Annotated in this window: 15 protein-coding genes; 13 read left to right on the top strand and 2 right to left on the bottom strand. The window is 53.3% G+C overall.

Features of this window, described 5'->3' with window-relative positions; translation table 11 throughout:
- Positions 1–50: 50 nt before the first annotated feature.
- A complete protein-coding gene (locus CBR65_RS08060) occupies positions 51–1,775 on the top strand; it encodes a substrate-binding domain-containing protein (RefSeq protein ID WP_087466384.1) in 1,725 nt (574 codons plus the stop codon).
- Between the two features lie 218 nt (positions 1,776–1,993).
- On the opposite strand, the gene CBR65_RS08055 is transcribed toward CBR65_RS08060, so the two are convergent.
- On the bottom strand, positions 1,994–2,476 hold the full coding sequence (locus CBR65_RS08055; RefSeq protein WP_087466383.1) for a glutathione peroxidase: 483 nt from the start codon (positions 2,474–2,476) through the stop codon (positions 1,994–1,996).
- 240 nt (positions 2,477–2,716) lie between these two features.
- Between CBR65_RS08055 and CBR65_RS08050 the strand changes: the two genes are divergently transcribed.
- From CBR65_RS08050 to CBR65_RS08020, 7 genes are all read left to right on the top strand, one after another.
- Entirely contained in the window at positions 2,717–3,934 is a 1,218-nt protein-coding gene (locus tag CBR65_RS08050; RefSeq protein WP_087466382.1) for an argininosuccinate synthase, read from the top strand.
- Positions 3,935–4,236: 302 nt separating this feature from the next.
- On the top strand, positions 4,237–5,685 hold the full coding sequence (ccoN, locus tag CBR65_RS08045) for a cytochrome-c oxidase, cbb3-type subunit I (protein WP_087466381.1): 1,449 nt from the start codon (positions 4,237–4,239) through the stop codon (positions 5,683–5,685).
- An 11-nt stretch (positions 5,686–5,696) separates the two neighbouring features.
- The gene (gene ccoO / locus CBR65_RS08040; protein WP_087466380.1) at positions 5,697–6,308 is read left to right on the top strand and encodes a cytochrome-c oxidase, cbb3-type subunit II; all 612 of its coding nucleotides are present in this window, start codon (positions 5,697–5,699) and stop codon (positions 6,306–6,308) included.
- 2 nt (positions 6,309–6,310) lie between these two features.
- A complete protein-coding gene (locus CBR65_RS08035; protein ID WP_087468977.1) occupies positions 6,311–6,511 on the top strand; it encodes a cbb3-type cytochrome c oxidase subunit 3 in 201 nt (66 codons plus the stop codon).
- 2 nt (positions 6,512–6,513) lie between these two features.
- Positions 6,514–7,413 carry a cytochrome-c oxidase, cbb3-type subunit III gene (ccoP, locus tag CBR65_RS08030; RefSeq protein ID WP_087466379.1) on the top strand — a complete coding sequence of 300 codons (900 nt, stop codon included), beginning with the start codon at positions 6,514–6,516 and terminating at the stop codon, positions 7,411–7,413.
- 134 nt (positions 7,414–7,547) lie between these two features.
- A complete protein-coding gene (gene ccoG / locus CBR65_RS08025) occupies positions 7,548–8,969 on the top strand; it encodes a cytochrome c oxidase accessory protein CcoG (RefSeq protein WP_087466378.1) in 1,422 nt (473 codons plus the stop codon).
- A 160-nt stretch (positions 8,970–9,129) separates the two neighbouring features.
- Positions 9,130–9,663, top strand: a complete 534-nt coding sequence (locus tag CBR65_RS08020) for a FixH family protein (protein WP_087466377.1) — start codon at positions 9,130–9,132, stop codon at positions 9,661–9,663.
- 17 nt (positions 9,664–9,680) lie between these two features.
- Here CBR65_RS08020 and CBR65_RS08015 read toward each other — a convergent pair whose 3' ends face one another.
- A complete protein-coding gene (locus tag CBR65_RS08015) occupies positions 9,681–11,879 on the bottom strand; it encodes a patatin-like phospholipase family protein (protein WP_087466376.1) in 2,199 nt (732 codons plus the stop codon).
- 236 nt (positions 11,880–12,115) lie between these two features.
- Here CBR65_RS08015 and CBR65_RS08010 point away from each other — a divergent pair, with 236 nt between their 5' ends.
- The 5 genes from CBR65_RS08010 (at position 12,116) to gloA (ending at position 17,908) form a co-directional block, all read left to right on the top strand.
- Positions 12,116–14,560, top strand: a complete 2,445-nt coding sequence (locus CBR65_RS08010; RefSeq protein ID WP_087466375.1) for a heavy metal translocating P-type ATPase — start codon at positions 12,116–12,118, stop codon at positions 14,558–14,560.
- Between the two features lie 11 nt (positions 14,561–14,571).
- Positions 14,572–14,856, top strand: coding sequence for a cbb3-type cytochrome oxidase assembly protein CcoS (gene ccoS, locus CBR65_RS08005; RefSeq protein WP_087466374.1), 285 nt, complete (start codon positions 14,572–14,574; stop codon positions 14,854–14,856).
- A complete protein-coding gene (locus CBR65_RS08000; protein ID WP_087466373.1) occupies positions 14,853–15,596 on the top strand; it encodes a sulfite exporter TauE/SafE family protein in 744 nt (247 codons plus the stop codon). Before ccoS ends, CBR65_RS08000 begins: the two co-directional genes overlap by 4 nt.
- Positions 15,597–15,762: 166 nt before the next feature.
- Positions 15,763–17,472 (top strand): hypothetical protein, encoded by a 1,710-nt coding sequence (locus CBR65_RS07995; RefSeq protein ID WP_157672013.1) that lies wholly within the window; start codon positions 15,763–15,765, stop codon positions 17,470–17,472.
- 52 nt (positions 17,473–17,524) lie between these two features.
- Positions 17,525–17,908: a lactoylglutathione lyase gene (gene gloA / locus CBR65_RS07990; RefSeq protein WP_087466371.1), complete on the top strand. Its 384-nt coding sequence runs from the start codon at positions 17,525–17,527 to the stop codon at positions 17,906–17,908.
- Positions 17,909–17,958: the final 50 nt, after the last annotated feature.

Raw genomic sequence — 17,958 nt, 5'->3', positions numbered from 1 at the left:
CACCAAACCACGCTATAAATGCCCCTTTTCTTTTGGATAGGGGCGAGCAGATGATCACCACGGCGAAACAGGGGCGCGGCCCCAAGCACTTCAATGTCACCTTGGTGGATCGGTTGTGGAATTTAAAGCGCCTGTGCGAGAGCGAATTCAAGCTGCATATTCCGCTAAATATGGTGCTTAAAGACGAGGCCTATCGCGAAGAGTTGCTGGAGAAAGCGCTCAAATTAAATCATGAAGAGCTAACTAACCTGGTGTGGGAAATTCGCCAGCTGGAGGATGACCAGGTCTCTGCTGAGGGGGTTGGTCGTGGTAAGAGTCTGCAAGTCAAAGAAAAGAAAAAGTATTGGTTAAAATTAACACCGTTGGCCAGCGTAGCCGTGGGGCTGGTGGTGTTTCTGGCGGGTTTTTTGTTTCGTTCGGTGATGCCTGGTGGCGACGGTATTCACTGGTTGGCGCAATCAGCAGTGGCACAAAAAAATTCCGCACCGACGACGGTTCAGCCAACGCCGGTCGTTGCATCGAATCAACCTTTGTTTCGTCTGCACGGTTCCAATACCGTCGGTGAGAAGCTGGCACCGCGCCTGGTTTCTGCTTATTTGACGGAGAAGGGGGCTACCGCGATTAAGACAGAAGTCGGTGATAATCCGGTAGAGAAAATAGTTAGCGGTTTGCTTGAGGGTAAAAAAGTATTTGTAGAAATTCATGCGCACGGTTCGAGCACCGCGTTTGAAGGTTTGCGCAACAGCGCTGCGGATATTGGCATGTCATCGCGGCGAATCAAGGATGAAGAGCTGCAAGCGTTACAAGCGCAATATGGCGATCTCGCTCATGGCGGGAGTGAGCATGTGATCGGGCTGGATGGGTTGGCGATCATTACTCATCCGGGAAATGCTATTGCGACATTGTCCCTGCAACAATTGGTCGCCATTTTCTCTGGTGCTGTCACCAATTGGTCGCAACTGGGTGGCAGTGATATACCGATCACGCTTTATGCACGCGACGAAAATTCTGGTACCTGGGATACCTTTAAAAGTCTTGTGCTGGCTCCGCGTCAGTCCAAACTGGCAGCGGATGCCAAGCGCTACGAGTCCAGTACCGGTTTGGCGGATGACGTGGCGAAAGATCCGGGTGCTATCGGATTTATCGGTTTGCCTTATGTGCGTCAGGCGAAGCTGTTAGCCATTTCGGAATCGGATGAACATCTTGCCATTATTCCCACTCACTTTACGGTAGGGACCGAAGATTACCCGCTGGCGCGACGCTTATACTTTTATACGCCGCAACTGAATGCCAACCCTTTTGCGCGTGAGTTCGCTAACTTCAGCGTGCAGGAAGATGCCCAGGCGATTGTGGAAAAGATCGGTTTGGTATCGCAAAACATCACCACCGGAAAAGCCTTCGATAAAACCTTTTACCCTCCGCTGGTGCGCGAACTGACCACACACTCTGAGCGGCTCTCCATTAATTTTCGCTTTAAAAGCGGCAGCGATGAACTGGACAGTAAAGCCCTGCGTGATATTGATCGGCTGGTGAAGTACATGGAACAGAACGCGCCCAAGCGTGTGCAGCTGTTTGGCTTTTCCGACAGCGAGGGTGACGAGGTTTCCAGCCAGGAACTGTCGCTCCAGCGTGCGCGCGTTGTGGAACAGGCTTTGATTGCACGCGGCGTTTATCCGCTATTAACCAAAGGGCTGGGCGATGCGGCGCCGTTGGCCAGCAGTGAAACCCCATCCGGTCGCAATATGAATCGCCGCGTCGAGGTGTGGACGCTCTGATAGGGCGCTTCGAAATAATGAATGAAGTGTATCGGTCTGTGTAAGTGCTCCGTAATCCGTTTGTCATTAGGCCTTTTGTTTCGAAAACGCATGAATACATCCCTGTAGCTCCTTCAAGTCATCCCTGACTTGAAGGTTTCGAAACAAAGGCCTAACGCCAAACTCACCGTGTGCGAGTGTCAACTTCAGCTTTCTAGCCGTAAAGAACTTCCTTCAAATCACAACAGCTTCTCAATATCTTCTACCAGATCTTCGGGTTTCGTAGTAGGCGCATAACGCTCAACTACCCGCCCTTCGCCCGTCACCAGAAATTTGGTGAAATTCCATTTAATCGCCTTACTGCCCAAAATACCCGGCGCAGCCTCCTTCAAGGCAACAAACAGCGGGTGCGCATCATCACCATTCACATCCACCTTGCTGAATAAAGGAAAGGTCACCCCATAATTCATCTCGCAGAACTGTGAAATCTCCGCGTCACTGCCGGGCTCCTGGCCGCCGAACTGGTTGCAAGGAAAGCCCAGTACCTGCAAACCCTTGTCGCGATACGTTTGCCATAAATTCTCCAGCCCTTTGTACTGTGGCGTAAAGCCGCACTCGCTGGCGGTGTTAACAATCAGGTAGGCCTTGGCGGGGTAGTCGCTTAAGCGGGCTTCGCGGCCATCGTTGGTGGTGCAGGGGATGGTTAAGAGTTCGTTGCTCATGGTGAGTTCTCCTTTAATGAAGTGGTGGCTAGTGTGCGCCCGGATGCTCGGTGGGTAAACGGCCGTTTACTTGAGAATCGTTGCCAAATGAAACATATCCACACAAAAAATGGGTAAACCCGTTACAGGGCGGTGGGAATTTGCACTTTTTACGAGTACAATCCCGCGCGCTGATTCGGTGCTGGTTTTCGCGCCGTGCAGGTCCTCATTCTCCAATAGTTCGTCTCGCGGGAGCTTCCTATGTCATCCATCAAGAAAGTGGTTCTGGCCTACTCCGGCGGCCTTGATACGTCAGTAATCGTTAAATGGCTGCAAGAAAACTACAACTGCGAAGTGGTGACCTTTACCGCCGATATCGGTCAGGGTGAAGAAGTAGAACCGGCCCGCGCCAAAGCCCAGGCGTTGGGTGTCAAGCAAATCTATATTGATGACCTGCGTGAAGAATTCGTGCGCGATTTCGTGTTCCCCATGTTTCGCGCCAATACCATCTATGAAGGTGAGTACCTGTTGGGTACGTCCATTGCCCGTCCGCTGATTGCCAAACGCTTGATCGAAATTGCCAATGAAGTGGGGGCCGATGCCATCTCCCACGGCGCTACCGGTAAAGGTAACGACCAGGTGCGTTTTGAGCTGGGCGCCTATGCACTTAAGCCGGGTATCAAAGTGATCGCGCCCTGGCGTGAGTGGGATCTGACTTCCCGCGAAACACTGATGGCTTACTGCGCCAAGAACAATATTCCGGTGGATTTCAACAAGAAAAAGAAATCTCCCTATTCCATGGATGCCAACCTGCTGCACATCTCTTATGAGGGCGGCGTTCTGGAAAATCCGTGGACTGAAGCTGAAGAAGATATGTGGCGCTGGAGTGTGTCTCCGGAAGCTGCGCCAGACAAGGCCACTTACATCGATCTTACGTACGAAAAAGGGGATGTTGTCGCCATCAATGGCGAAGCTATGTCGCCTGCGACCGTGCTGGCAACCCTGAACAAGCTGGGTGGTGAAAACGGTGTGGGTCGTCTGGACATCGTGGAAAACCGTTACGTGGGTATGAAGTCCCGCGGTTGTTATGAAACCCCCGGCGGTACTATTTTGTTGCGTGCGCACCGTGCCATTGAATCCATCACGCTGGATCGTGAAGTGGCGCATTTGAAAGACAGCCTGATGCCGCGCTACGCCGAGATGATCTATAACGGTTACTGGTGGAGCCCGGAACGCAAGATGTTGCAAACCGCTATCGACGAGTCACAACAATTTGTTAACGGTGACGTTCGCGTAAAACTTTATAAAGGTGCTGTGCATGTGGTTGGTCGCCGCTCGGCGGACAGCCTGTTCGATGAGAAGGTTGCAACCTTCGAGGACGATGCCGGTGCTTACAATCAAAAAGATGCAGAAGGCTTTATCAAGCTGAATGCACTGCGTATGCGCATTGCGGCTAACAAAGGTCGCACACTGCGTTAATTCTTTGGGTTTACCACGCGGTAAGAGCAGCATTTTTTAAATGCTGCTCTACACTGTATATATTTTGGGCAGTTTGATGTCGCCCTGCACGCGCTAAAGTTCCAGCTTTATCCGCTGTCGCGCCATCAGTGACGGATCAGTTATTAACGGAGTGTTATCCCGGGGATTCAACTTGATCAGGATCAATATCGATAACCTCTCTTTTACGCACAATGGCACCCCGGAAGGGGGAAACCTTGTGCGGTTGATACATCTTCTTTTCTTGAACGTAACCCTTTTCTTTATCGCATCGGGAATGTCCTATGAGTAGTAATACGGCAGTAGCCACTGACCATCCGGTCTATGATTACAATGTCGTGCGCCAATTCGCCATTATGACCATCGTTTGGGGTGTCGTCGGTATGGGTGTTGGTGTGCTGATTGCGGCCCAGCTGTTTTGGCCGGAATTAAACGACATCTTTCAACCCTACACCCACTTTGGCCGGCTGCGTCCGCTGCACACCAATGCGGTGATCTTCGCCTTCGGCGGTTGTGCGTTATTTGCGACTTCCTATTACGTGGTCCAACGGACCTGCCAGACCCGCCTGTTCGGTGGCTGGCTGGTGCCGTTTACCTTCTGGGGTTGGCAATTGGTGATTGTGCTCGCGGTGATTACCTTGCCGCTGGGTTACACCACTTCCAAGGAATACGCCGAGCTGGAATGGCCGATCGACATTTTAATTGCGATTGTGTGGGTGAGTTACGCGATCGTGTTCTTCGGCACGATCGTCAAGCGTAAGACTGATCACATCTACGTGGCCAACTGGTTTTACGGTGGATTTATCCTTACCGTTGCTGTGCTACACATCGTCAACAGTGCCTTTACGCCGGCTTATTTCATGAAGTCCTACTCCGCCTATGCGGGCGCGGCTGATGCCATGGTGCAGTGGTGGTATGGCCACAACGCGGTCGGTTTCTTCCTGACTGCCGGCTTCCTCGGCATGATGTATTACTTCGTGCCCAAGCAAGCGGGCCGTCCGGTTTATTCCTATCAGTTGTCCATCGTTCACTTCTGGGCGTTGATCTCTATTTATATCTGGGCCGGTGCCCACCATTTGCATTACTCGGCATTACCGGATTGGGCGCAAAGCCTGGGTATGGTGATGTCCCTGATCCTGCTGGCACCCAGCTGGGGCGGCATGATCAACGGCATCATGACCCTGTCCGGTGCCTGGCATAAGCTGCGTACCGATCCGACCTTGCGCTTCCTGGTGGTGTCTTTGTCCTTCTACGGTATGTCTACCTTTGAAGGCCCGATGATGTCCATCAAGACAGTTAATGCGCTGTCGCACAATACCGACTGGACCATCGGCCACGTTCACTCTGGTGCTTTGGGCTGGGTGGCGATGATTTCTATCGGCTCGATTTACCACCTGCTGCCGATCCTGTTTGGCCGCAAGGAGATGTTCAGTGTGCGCCTGATCAATGTCCACTTCTGGCTGGCGACTATCGGCACGGTGTTGTACATCGCGTCCATGTGGGTGAACGGCATCATGCAAGGGTTGATGTGGCGCGCGTTCAACGCCGACGGCACCTTGACCTACAGCTTTGTTGAAGCCGTACAAGCCAGCTACCCCGGTTACTTTGTGCGCTTCCTCGGCGGCGCCGTGTTCCTGGCGGGTATGTTCCTGATGGCCTACAACGCGTACCGCACAGCCAGGACACCGGAACCCGAAGTGGTCCCGGCTGATCCGGCAACTCAGGCGGCGTAAGGGGATATTTGATGAAAGGTCATGACATAGTAGAAAAAAATATTGGCTTGATGACTGTGCTGGTCATTGTGGCCATCAGCTTCGGCGGCCTGACGCAGATCGTGCCGCAATTCTTCCTGAAAGAAACCACCACGCCCGTGGAAGGTTTGAAGCCATTACCAGCGTTGGTACTGGAAGGCCGTGATATCTATATCCGCGAAGGTTGCCATGTGTGCCACACGCAGATGGTTCGCCCCTTGCGCGCAGAAGTTGAACGTTACGGCCATTACTCGGTAGCGGGTGAGTCGGTTTATGAGCATCCGTTCCTATGGGGCTCCAAGCGCACCGGTCCGGATCTGGCGCGTGTGGGTGGTCGTTATTCTGACGACTGGCACAAGGTGCACCTGTTCAACCCGCGCATCGTGGTGCCGGAATCCAATATGCCGGCCTTCCCCTGGCTGTACGACAATATCCTGGATGGCAAGCACACCGCTGCCAAGATGCGTGCGCTGAGCCGCGTGGGTGTCCCTTACACCGAGGAAGACATCGCTGGCGCTGAAGCGGCCGTAAAAGGTGTATCCGAGATGGATGCCCTGGTGGCCTACTTGCAGCAATTGGGCACGCTCCTGAAAGAGAAGCGTTGATGATGGACGCAGGCACTCTCGGCGCAATTTCTACAGTATTGGTGATGATCGCCTTCTTCGGCGTGTGCTGGTGGGCCTTTGCCCCCAAGCGCAAAAAGCGCTTTGAAGAAGATGCCAAACTGCCCTTTGCTGATGATGACGCGGCGGGCAAAGCACACGAGCAGAACGATCATCCCGGTGATGATTCAGACAGGCGGAATTGATTATGGGTACATTCTGGAACCTTTGGATTATTGGCTTGACCCTCACCAACCTGGCGTTGGTGTTGTGGGTACTCTTGGCCAACCGCAAGGTAGCGGTAAGCGATCAGGACGAAGAAGAAAACAAAACTACCGGTCACGTCTACGACGGCATTGAGGAGTATGACAATCCGCTGCCGCGTTGGTGGTTCATCATGTTTATCGTGACCTTTGTCTATGCCGGCGTTTACCTGCTGGTATACCCCGGTCTGGGTTCCTGGCCGGGCTTGTTCGGCTGGACCTCGGTAAAAGAACTGCGCGGCCATCAACAGCAGGCCGATGCACGTTACGCCGATACTTTTGGCACCTACGCCAATACACCTATCGAGGAGTTGGCCCAAAATCCCGACGCCATGAAGATGGGCCTGCGCCTGTTTTCCAACAATTGCGCAGTGTGCCACGGCGCGGATGGCGGTGGTAATTACGGCTTTCCCAACCTGACTGACCACGATTGGTTGTACGGCGGCACACCGGACAAGATCAAGGAAACCATTACCCTTGGTCGCAAGGGCGCCATGCCTGCCTGGGGTGCCTTGATGGGTGAAACCGGGGTGGTGAATGTGTCTGAATACGTGTTGCAAATGAGCGGCCAGGAACATGACGCAGCGAAAGCCGAACTGGGTGCAAAACTCTTTAACCAGAATTGCGTAGCCTGCCACGGTGTCGATGGTAAAGGTAACCAGGCGCTGGGTGCGCCCAACCTGACGGACGACATCTGGTTGTACGGCGGTGAGCCCCAGGACATCCGCGCCACCCTGCGCAACGGTCGCAACGGTGTAATGCCCGCGCAACAGGAGCTGCTTAAAGCGGATCGCATCCACTTGCTGGCAGCCTATGTATACAGCTTATCGCTGGAGCAAAAGTAGAAAAAAGGGAATCGGGAAAAGAAGAAAAAGAGTTGCTGTTTGGCGACGAGCGGTTTCTTTAATGTGATCCCTGAATCGGAGGAGGTATCAGGTTTTACCTGGTCCTCTTCCAATTCCCTGACGAGGTAACTTCCTTGAGCGTTAAGCCCGATAGCTCTGGTAAAGATCATTCCGATAACGTCATTCGTTACGTCAATCTCTACGAAGCCGACGAAAAAGTTTATACCCGCCGCATCACCGGTTTTTATCAAAAACTGCGCCGCTACACAGGCTTGCCCTTGTTGGCGGGTTTTGTCCTCATGCCCTGGCTGATGATCGACGGGCGTCCGGCGATGTTGTTCGATTTGCCCGAACGTAAATTTCATATTCTCTGGATGACATTCTGGCCCCACGACGGCATGTACCTGGCGTGGCTGCTGATTATTGCCGCGTTTATGCTGTTCACGGTTACCGTGTTGGTGGGGCGTGTATGGTGCGGGTTTACTTGTCCGCAAACCGTGTGGACGCAGATGTTTATCTGGGCCGAACACGTCTTTCAAGGCGACCGCAACAAACGTATCAAACTCGATGCACAGCCATGGAATTTTGAAAAACTTTGGCGCAAGGGTGCAACACAAACCTTGTGGATTGTTATTGCGTTAATTACCTCGCTGACCTTTGTTGGTTATTTTGTCCCGATACGCACATTAATCTACGATCTCGTCACCTTCCGATCGGATCTCGCGCCGGCATTCTGGGTATTTTTCTTCACCGGCGCCACCTACATGAACGCCGGTTTCCTGCGCGAACAAGTGTGTAAATACATGTGTCCTTACGCGCGTTTCCAGTCGGTTATGTACGACAAGGATACGCTGACGGTGTTTTATAACTACGTGCGCGGCGAGCAGCGCGGCCCGCGCAAACTCGACGAAGATTACAAAGCCAAAGGCCTGGGCGATTGCATCGATTGCTCCTGGTGCGTGCAAGTATGTCCGGTGGACATTGATATCCGCGATGGCTTGCAACCGGAATGTATCGATTGCGGTTTATGCGTGGACGCGTGTAACACCGTGATGGACAAGATGGGTTACGAGCGCGGCCTGATCAGCTTTACCACCGAAGACGCGATTGAAAAAGGTCACACCAAAGTCTTTCGTCCGCGCCTGTTAGGCTACGCCGTTGTATTGATTGCGATGATCAGCGTGTTTGTCTATTCCATCGCCACGCGCGTGCCGGTTGGCCTGGAAGTGCTGCGTGATCGTGGTGTGCGTATGTACCGCGTGGCGGGGCAGGACATCCAGAACGTCTACACCATCAAAATCAACAACATGGATCGCCATGCCCATGTGTACGATATTCAAGTGAGTGGTGATTATCCGTTCGAGTTGCAAGGCTATCGCCCTCTGCCCGTCGAGGAAGGTGAATTGTTGACCATCCCTGTTCGAGTTGCTGTGCCGCGTGATGCTTTAAACGATGTACAGACGGATGTAACCATCAAAGTACAGGCGCGGGATAATCCGAAATTAACGGCGGAACACACCACCAGTTTTATTGGCCCGCAGCCGCGTGGGTATTAGTCTATTGTTAGCGGGACGGTCGATGGTGCAAGCGTTTCTGAAAACGCATGAATACATCCCTGTAGCTCCCTCACGTCGTCCATGACGTGAGGGTTTCAGAAACGCTTGCACCACCGCCCTGTGTGCCACGTTTAAACTTACACTCTACGAATGATTAGTGATGAAAACCGAACAGGACACACAACCCTTCTACCGCCAATTCTGGTTCTGGTTTGTTTTCACACCACTTATCGTGGTGGTGTGCGTATCCTTGACGATGGTAACCGTAGCTTTTCGTCATGCCGACGATGTGGTGATCGACAATTACTACAAAGAAGGGCGAATGATCAATCAAACGATGGAGCAGGATCGACGCGCATTGGAATTAGATTTAACTGCGCAGTTGCGTTTTGATCGCACCACCGGCGAAGTGTTTTTGCAGATACCACAACAGGCGTCTGTGCCAGCGCAATTATTATTGTTGCTTGATCATCCGTTTGAGGCGGATCTGGACCAGCAAGTGGTACTGCAGCAAACATCCAGCGGTCATTATCGCGGCAGCCTGGAGTTTAACCCGAGAAACAATTGGTACTTGTCTTTATTGCCGGTGCTGGATAAGCATCAGCGTAAAGCGGCGGAATGGTTGTTAAGTGGCGAGATTAATTTTGCGGTGGGCGACGAAACGCGGTTACAGCCGCGCATCGCCAAGGAATAGAAAATTTTCAACAGTTGTTAAAAGGCGCCCAGCTGAAAATAAATATTAAAATCCCCACTAAAAGTAAAACCATAACCCAGGTAGACCGGCCCCAGTGGTGTCTCGCCGCCGAGGTAAATAATGGCGGATTCCAGCCACTCATCTTCCTCGCCCAGGTTAATCGGCTCTTCCAGTTTTGCACCTTCAACGGCAATACCCATGCGCACATCGCCACTTAAACCCAATGGCATATGACCAATAATTTTTTCAGCGCGGATGTGGGAATAGAAGGCGCCGTTAGTCCAGATCTGGTCGGTGGCGTAGCCGGATAAATTTAAAAAGCCGCCCAGTAATTCAGCGTCGAATAACGGCAGCTCGTCATCAATCGCGGTGACGTAGGAGGTGCGCATGCCCCAGACATAATCCCCCACCAGATAGGTGCCGCTGAGTTCTGCCTTGGCTTTGCGATAATCCTGTTCTGCCGATTCAAAATAGCTGATACCACCACTCCAGCCTTTGGAGGGAAAATACAAACGGTTGCGACTGTCGAAGATCGTTTCTGCGACCCAACCATCGTAACGTTCATCGATATTCGGTAATTCGACAACGCCGATTTGCGAGCGGCCGCGTGTATGGTATTGCCGCCAACCGATTCTCGCTTGTCCCCAGATACCGATGTTCCTGCCTGCCAGTATCTGGGCGTAATCTGTCCTGAGATCGTATTCGGCAATTTTTTCGTTGTCTAAATAAATGCTGATCTCGTCCCGTTGCGTCACGTAACTGGGTTCAATAAACCAGCTTTGGTGTTGGTTGAGCGGTTGGTAAAAATCCACTTCAAAAGAGGAATTGCTGCCGAGGTCCATCACCGCAAAAAATTCACCGCCATAGCGATTCAACCACACGTTACGAAAAGCGGTGCGCAAATTGATGCTGGAACCTTCACGCCGTTCTTCGTTAATACTGAAGCCGAAGGTCAGATAATCCGATGAAGCTTTATTTTCACGGGCGAGGATGGTGAGATTATTTTTGCCGTCGATCTGTTGTACCTGGTAATCCACATTGTCAAAACCGCCCATGCCGTAGATGCGGATCAAATCAACTTCCAGTTGTTCGCGATCGAGTGGTTCACCTTCCTGTTGGCGAATCAATTGCCGCACAAATATCGGATTGACCCGTGTCATGGGCGCGATGGTGATGGTATCAATGGTGGAAATCAGTTCACGTTCATCGTGCAATTCTGCTCGCCAGCGCGCATAGGCATCCGGTGTGACCGCAAACTGCTGCAAGTCTGCGGTCCGCGCATCGGCAGCAGCGTATCCGAGGTCTGCGGCTTCCTTGTAACGTGCGAACTCCGTGGCGGTGATGTCGCCCAATTCCGGCGTAATGTAGATGTCATGCTCGCCCAGACTGGCAACGGAATAGGCTACATTCTGACGGGTCAGAATACCGATCATCTGCACGGTGACGCTCAGCAGGGATGTCACTTTGTCGGCGGGCTTCAGGGGTGTTCCCACATCTACAGCGATGACGCGTTCCGCATTGCATAACTCGCGTCCGACTTGAATCGGCACGTTGTCGACGAGCCCGCCGTCCACTAATTTTGCGCCTTCGTATTCCACCGGCGCCATAAAACCGGGAACCGACATGCTGGCACGCATGGCATGGGTCAGGCTGCCGTTTTTGAGCACGATTTTTTCACCGCTGCCGATATCGGTTGCAATGATGGCCAAGGGCAGGCGCAATTCTTCAATCATGCGTCCGCCGACATCATCGCCCACCAGCTGATTGAAAAAGAGTTTGATCTTTTCGCCAGACACCAGGCCGGAGGTAATTTGTAAACCTTCGTCGGACAAACCGATCTCCGCACCCGGCAACAAACCTTCGGTTACGCGCTTGGTGCGGTAATTCATCTGCGAATAGTCCGCAGAATCCAGAAACATGTTGGTCCAATCTGCTTTTTTCAACTTTTCGCGCATCTGCGCCGGCGACAACCCGGCCGCGTAGGCGCCGGCCACCAGCGCACCCATACTGGTGCCCGCCACGCAATCAAAGGGAATCCGCTCCCGTTGCAGGATTTCCAGTACCCCGATATGCGCTGCACCACGGGCACCGCCGCCACCGAGCACCAACGCGGTACGGGGGCGAGAATCGGGTGATTCTTCCTGCGCGAGGATAGCCTGGCCAGGGCATAGGATAAGCAGCAGGATCGATAGACGAAGCGATAAGCGGTAGGGCATGGACGAGTCCTTTGTCGTGTTGACATGCGCATATGAGATGCGGTTTTTGCGTGCTATAGGTGTAGCACATCAAGGTAACAAAAGTTGCCGTTGAATCGGTGATTCGGCCTGCGTGATCAGTGGGGCTCGGCTATAATGTCCGCGCGATTTTGCTTGCACCCGATGGACCGGTCAATCCAATGAACGGCGACCAGCCAGCCTTTGACGTATTCTGAAAAGTGCCCATACCCGTGCCTATGCCCGCGTCCGATACCCCTCTTGCCTGTTATCACTGTGGCTTACCCGTGCCCGCCGACGCGCATTTTCCGGTCACGATTGCCGGTAAAGATGAATTGATGTGTTGCCCCGGTTGCCAGGCGGTTGCCATGGCGATTGTGGATGGCGGCCTGGCAAATTTTTATCGTTTTCGCACGGAAAACAGCGCGCGCCCCGCAAGCGGTAGTGAAGCCCGGCAAGCACAATGGAGCATCTACGATCTACCCGAGGTGCAGGCGGATTTTGTTGTCGAGCTGGATGCAGAACATCAGCGGCGCCAGGCGAATGTATTGCTGGAGGGTATCAGCTGCGCCGCGTGCAGCTGGTTGATCGAAACCCATCTGAAAAAGCAGCCGGCGGTCCAGTCGGTTACCATCAATATCACGACCCACCGCTGCACCCTCATCTGGGATGCGCAGCAACAACCGCTCAGCGAACTGTTAGCCGCCTTGAGCGAGATTGGTTATAAACCCCGCCCCGCTACCGATGAACAACAACAGGATCTGGTCCGGACAGAAAACCGTATGGCCCTGTTTCGTCTGGGCGTGGCCGGCTTTGGCATGATGCAGGCGATGATGGTCGCGGTGGGCATGTATACCGGGGCCACCGATGCCTGGTTGAGTTTTTTACGCTGGCAGAGTTTTCTGGCGGCGACACCGGTGGTGTTCTTCAGTTGCTGGCCGTTTTTCAAGTCGGCCTGGCGCAGTATCAAAAGCCGCCATTTGGTGATGGACGTGCCTGTGGCCTTGGCTATTGGCCTGGCTTACATTGCCAGCGGCTGGGCCACCATCGCCGGTGGTGGTGAGGTGTATTTTGAATCCATCTCCATGTTTGCCTTTTTTCTGCTGCTGGGGCGTTACGTGGAGATGCGTGCGCGGCATCGCAACCGCCTGGCGTTCGGCAACCTGGCGCAACTCATGCCGCTCAGTGCCTGCTGCCTGACAGAGCAGGAGGGTAAAGCCTGTGAGCAGCAGGTACCGCTGAAAACCCTGCGGCCGGGTGATCGGGTGCTGGTTAAAGCAGGCGAGACATTTCCTTGCGATGGCTTGGTGGAGTCCGGTGAGAGCAGCGCGGTGGAGGCAATCCTGACGGGCGAGTCCAATCCGGTCACCAAGCGGCACGGCGATACCGTAATAGCGGGAACCCTGAACAGTGACAGTCCGTTAGTGATTAGCGTGACGGCAACCGGCGCCGCGACCCAGCTTTCAGCGATCGAGCGGCTTGCTGCGCAGGCGGCGGAGGAAAAGCCCGCCCAGGTGACGGTGGCGGATCGGATTGCGCGTTTTTTTATTGCGCGACTGTTGGTGGTGTGCGCGCTGGTATTTGCCTTCTGGTGGTGGTACGACCCGGCGCGGGCCTTGTGGGTCACCTTGTCGGTGCTGGTGGTGACCTGTCCGTGCGCGTTGGCGTTGGCGATGCCGGCGGCTTTGAGCGCAACCACAGCCAATCTGCGCAAACAGGGCTTTCTGGTAGCGCGCGGCCATGTGGTTGAGACCTTGACCCAGATCAGCCGGGTTATCTTTGATAAAACCGGCACCCTCACCAAGGGGCAATTTGTGGTCGTGGATGTCCGCCTCTGTCGTCAGTCGGATCAAATCCATTGCCTGGCCATTGCCGCCGCGCTGGAGGCCAGTGCCAATCATCCTCTGGCGCTGGCTTTTCGCCATCTGGATTACTCCCAGCCGGCCAGTCAGGTTAAACAGATGACGGGCGCCGGTGTGGAAGGCGAGGTGGCGCAGGTGCGTTATCGTCTGGGTACTCTGGACTTTGTATCCGCTTTGTTTCCGTCGGGTATGGCATCGCCAGTATTGCCTGACACCCGACAGCAATGGCTATTGCTGGGTGACAACCAGGGGCCGTTGGCCTGGATTGCGTTGGAAGATGAGGTGCGCCCCGGTGCGGCCGAGGTGGTTGCGGCGTTTCAGCGAGAGGGAATTGCCGTGGAATTACTCAGCGGCGACCAATCCGGTGCAGTGGCCGCGCTGGCGGGGCAGTTGGGCATTCGGGATTTTATCGCGGGCGCGAAACCGGAAGACAAATTGTCGCACTTGCACCGGCGGCAAGCCCAGGGTGATAAAGTGCTGATGCTGGGTGACGGCATCAACGATGTGCCGATTCTGTCCGGCGCGGATATTTCCATCGCTATGGCATCTGCTTCTGATCTGGCACAAACCCGGGCCGACGCGGTCTTGTTGAATGACAACCTGCCGGTGTTGCACAACGCTGTGGTATTGGCTCACCGCACCAAGCGGATTATCCAGCAAAATCTGCGGTTTTCCCTGACTTACAACCTGCTGGCATTGCCGCTGGCGGCGGCGGGTTGGGTAGCACCCTGGCAAGCGGCGATTGGTATGACGGCCAGCTCATTGATCGTAATCTTCAACTCCCTGCGTTTGAGTGACAGCTCTGACGCAACGCACCGGTAACGGTATTTGTTGTGGAAAGTTTTTATTTTTTGATTCCTATTGCTCTGATCTTCGTTGCCATTGCGCTGCGGTTTTTATTCTGGGCGCTTCACAATGGCCAGTACGACAATCTGGACACCGAGGCTCATCGCATCCTGTTTGATGAGGATGCACAGCAGCAGTCCAAACCGGACGATCGAACGACGACCCAGACTGACGTTTCCAGGCCTGTGTCGCCTGAGGAGCCCCATGAAGAGCCTTCCAGTGAAGAATCTTCCCGCGAAACCCCCTCCCATCAAAAATCTCGCCGCTCATGATTGACTGGGCTCCCTTGCTAACCGCCTTTTCACTCGGCTTGCTCAGCAGCGCGCACTGTGTCGGTATGTGCGGCGGCATTATGGGCGCGTTGACCATGGCGATTCCCGCCGCCGCCCGCCAACGCCGTTTGCAATTGTTGTTGGGCTATAACCTGGGGCGCATCGGCAGTTATACCCTGATGGGGGTGTTACTCGGTGCCTTTGCCGGCGTGGTCACGGGCTGGGCCGGAGAAACTTGGCTGCGGGTGATCGCGGGATTGCTCTTGATCACGATGGGGCTGTATCTGGCTGACTGGTGGCGCGGCCTGACATACCTGGAGCGGGTAGGGCGCTATTTATGGGCATACCTGCAACCTTTGGGAAAACCGCTGATGCCGGTGGACAATCTGCCCAAGGCCATATTGCTTGGTATGATCTGGGGGTGGTTGCCCTGTGGGTTGGTTTATACCGCACTGGCCTACGCTGCCGCTCAGGCCGATATGCGTGGCTCGGGGGGCGTCATGTTGGCCTTCGGGCTGGGGACTTTACCTGCCGTGTTAGCCACTGGTCTGGCGGCCCGTCAGCTGGCCGGTCTGTTGCAAGCGCGCGGCGTGCGTACGGGCTTTGCCCTGTTAATTATTCTCTTTGGTATCTGGACGTTACTGGGTGGCAGCCCCGGCCACCGTCATCATCACGCAGAGGCTGGCGACCCGGTGCAGCAGCATGCCGATCCGGCTGGTGATGCGTCCCACCATCACTGAGGTTGGTGTGCTGCGTCTTTGTTAAGCACCTGACTCGTGTTAATGTGCGCGGCCCAACACACTTAAACAAAAAAATCATCCGGATGATGATTTGCAATCACTATAATCGAAATTGTGTTGTCTTAAGCTTGGTTGTGTACTGAGTTAATTTTCCAGAGAACAAAAAATGATCAAGACCCTGTGTAATGGGTTAGGTGTTAGCGCGATGTTGCTGTTCAGTGCTGGGGCGCTGGCGCAAACGGATTCTATTTCTGCAAAGGAGGTGGATGAGGAATGCGTTCGCTTCGAACACAGCTGGCAAGAAGGCGATGTCGCCCGCGATAAAAACACGCGCCTCGATACCAATGTTTTTGCGCAGTATGAAGGCAAAATCATTCGCAATATTACCTTCAACAATATTGATGTATTCGATGAATCCAATCCGGATGAAAACAACAGCCTCTACCGCTTTTTAAACAAGTTACACTTCAATACCAAGCCTCACGTTGTCCAATCGCAACTACTCTTTAAAGAAGGCGATCCTGTTAATCGCAAAATGATTCAGGAAAGCGCGCGTATTTTGCGCACACGAAATTATTTATCCACGGCTTATATCGTCCCGGATGCCGTATGCGGTGATGAGATCGATATTCTCGTGGTAACCCAGGATTCCTGGTCGCTGGAACCGCAGGTTTCTTTCAGTCAGAAAGCGGATGATAGTGAATCGGGTTTTGCTCTCAGCGATGACAATATTCTCGGGTCCGGTAACAGTGTTGTTATCGGTTACGAACAAACCGCAGACCGCAACAGTATCCGTTACAGTTTTTCCAATCCCCATTTTCTAAATAAACCGGTATCGGTAAAGCTCTCCTTCGCGGAAACCAGTGATGGTGACAACAGCTCCGTATACGTGGCCAAACCTTTTTATTCGTTAACCACACCCTGGGCAACTGGCGTTCAGCTGGATGATATTTCTGAAGTCAGCATTATTCGTTCCGGAGGTGATGTCATCAATGAGTACCGCCACCAACAGGTTTTTCAGGAAGCATTCTTTGGTGTTGCCACACATGTTGATGATGATTACACACGACGAATCCTGATTGGTTTTACCAAGGAAGAAGACACCTTTTACGAAGTTGATGAGACGGTTCTGGGTATTCCGGAGGATCGCAAGGCGGTATACCCCTGGATCGGATTTCAATCGTTACATAACCAGTTCGGTGTTTTTAAAAACGTGAATCAAATTCAGCGGGCGGAAGACATCGCGTTAGGTGTAAATACAGAATTCCGTGTTGGTTACGGCGGCACCTCGCTGGACAGTGCGGACGAAATGGTTCGCTACAAAGGCAAGATCACCAATGTCGTGGATATGCGCAATCACCATATCCTGGAGATGAGCGCCGAGATGGACGGTCGCCACCATCTGGATTCCGGGCGCGACGACAGTTCTGTTATCGGGGGTGAAGTTGCTTACAATTATTTTATCAATGATAAAAATCGTTGGTACGCAAGAGTTCGCTACGATGTTGGCCAGGATCTTTTACAGCATGAACAATTAACGGCGGGTGATGAAACCGGGTTGCGTGGTTACCCCACGGATTTTCAGCGCGGTGACCAGCGTTATCTGTTCACCCTTGAGCGGCGTTATTTTTCCGATTATCACTTGTTCAACATTGTTCGTATGGGTGGAGTGCTGTTCTTTGACGCCGGTAAAGCCTGGGGTGACAAAGACGGGCGACCCAATCCTCACTTATCCAACATCGGCTTTGGCTTGCGCTTCAGCTCCACGAAAGTTCGTGTAGGCAACGTGGTTCACGTAAACTTTGCGACACCACTGGCCGACAAGTCCGGCATCAGCGATTTTCAGTTGCTTGTCAGCGCACAGCAACGCTTCTGATTTATTCTTTTACAACGACAACTCGTGGTTAATAATCCGTAAAGGTGATTTTATGCGTTTACTTCATACTATGTTGCGCGTGGGAAATCTTGATCGATCCATCGCGTTCTACACCGACATCCTCGACATGAAACTTCTGCGCAAGCATGACTATCCCGATGGTGAGTTCACTCTGGCTTTTGTGGGCTACGGCGATGAAGTTTCTCATTCGGTTATCGAACTGACCTACAACTACGGCGTGGAAAAATATGAATTGGGCACGGCCTATGGGCACATCGCTTTAGGTTGTGATGATGTCTACGCAACCTGCGAAAAAATTCGTGCAGCGGGCGGCAAGATTGTGCGTGAGCCGGGTCCGATGAAACACGGCACGACGATCCTGGCGTTTGTTGAAGATCCGGATGGCTACAAAATTGAGTTGCTGGGCATCGAATAATCCATATGCCGTCAGTGTCATTCGAGAGCGTAATTTTATCGCGTGGCACT

The organism is Cellvibrio sp. PSBB006 (assembly GCF_002162135.1).
GTDB lineage: Bacteria > Pseudomonadota > Gammaproteobacteria > Pseudomonadales > Cellvibrionaceae > Cellvibrio.
Note: the sequence above shows the minus strand (reverse complement) of the source record. Positions and strands in the feature narration are given on the sequence as shown.

Excerpts from the sequence above, each read along its gene's own strand:
- CBR65_RS08060 (WP_087466384.1), top strand. The coding sequence starts at position 51 with ATGATCACCACGGCGAAACAGGGGCGCGGCCCCAAGCACTTCAATGTC.
- CBR65_RS08055 (WP_087466383.1), bottom strand. The coding sequence starts at position 2,476 with ATGAGCAACGAACTCTTAACCATCCCCTGCACCACCAACGATGGCCGC.
- CBR65_RS08050 (WP_087466382.1), top strand. The coding sequence starts at position 2,717 with ATGTCATCCATCAAGAAAGTGGTTCTGGCCTACTCCGGCGGCCTTGAT.
- ccoN (WP_087466381.1), top strand. The coding sequence starts at position 4,237 with ATGAGTAGTAATACGGCAGTAGCCACTGACCATCCGGTCTATGATTAC.
- ccoO (WP_087466380.1), top strand. The coding sequence starts at position 5,697 with ATGAAAGGTCATGACATAGTAGAAAAAAATATTGGCTTGATGACTGTG.
- CBR65_RS08035 (WP_087468977.1), top strand. The coding sequence starts at position 6,311 with ATGGACGCAGGCACTCTCGGCGCAATTTCTACAGTATTGGTGATGATC.
- ccoP (WP_087466379.1), top strand. The coding sequence starts at position 6,514 with ATGGGTACATTCTGGAACCTTTGGATTATTGGCTTGACCCTCACCAAC.
- CBR65_RS08020 (WP_087466377.1), top strand. The coding sequence starts at position 9,130 with ATGAAAACCGAACAGGACACACAACCCTTCTACCGCCAATTCTGGTTC.
- CBR65_RS08015 (WP_087466376.1), bottom strand. The coding sequence starts at position 11,879 with ATGCCCTACCGCTTATCGCTTCGTCTATCGATCCTGCTGCTTATCCTA.
- CBR65_RS08010 (WP_087466375.1), top strand. The coding sequence starts at position 12,116 with ATGCCCGCGTCCGATACCCCTCTTGCCTGTTATCACTGTGGCTTACCC.
- CBR65_RS08000 (WP_087466373.1), top strand. The coding sequence starts at position 14,853 with ATGATTGACTGGGCTCCCTTGCTAACCGCCTTTTCACTCGGCTTGCTC.
- CBR65_RS07995 (WP_157672013.1), top strand. The coding sequence starts at position 15,763 with ATGATCAAGACCCTGTGTAATGGGTTAGGTGTTAGCGCGATGTTGCTG.
- gloA (WP_087466371.1), top strand. The coding sequence starts at position 17,525 with ATGCGTTTACTTCATACTATGTTGCGCGTGGGAAATCTTGATCGATCC.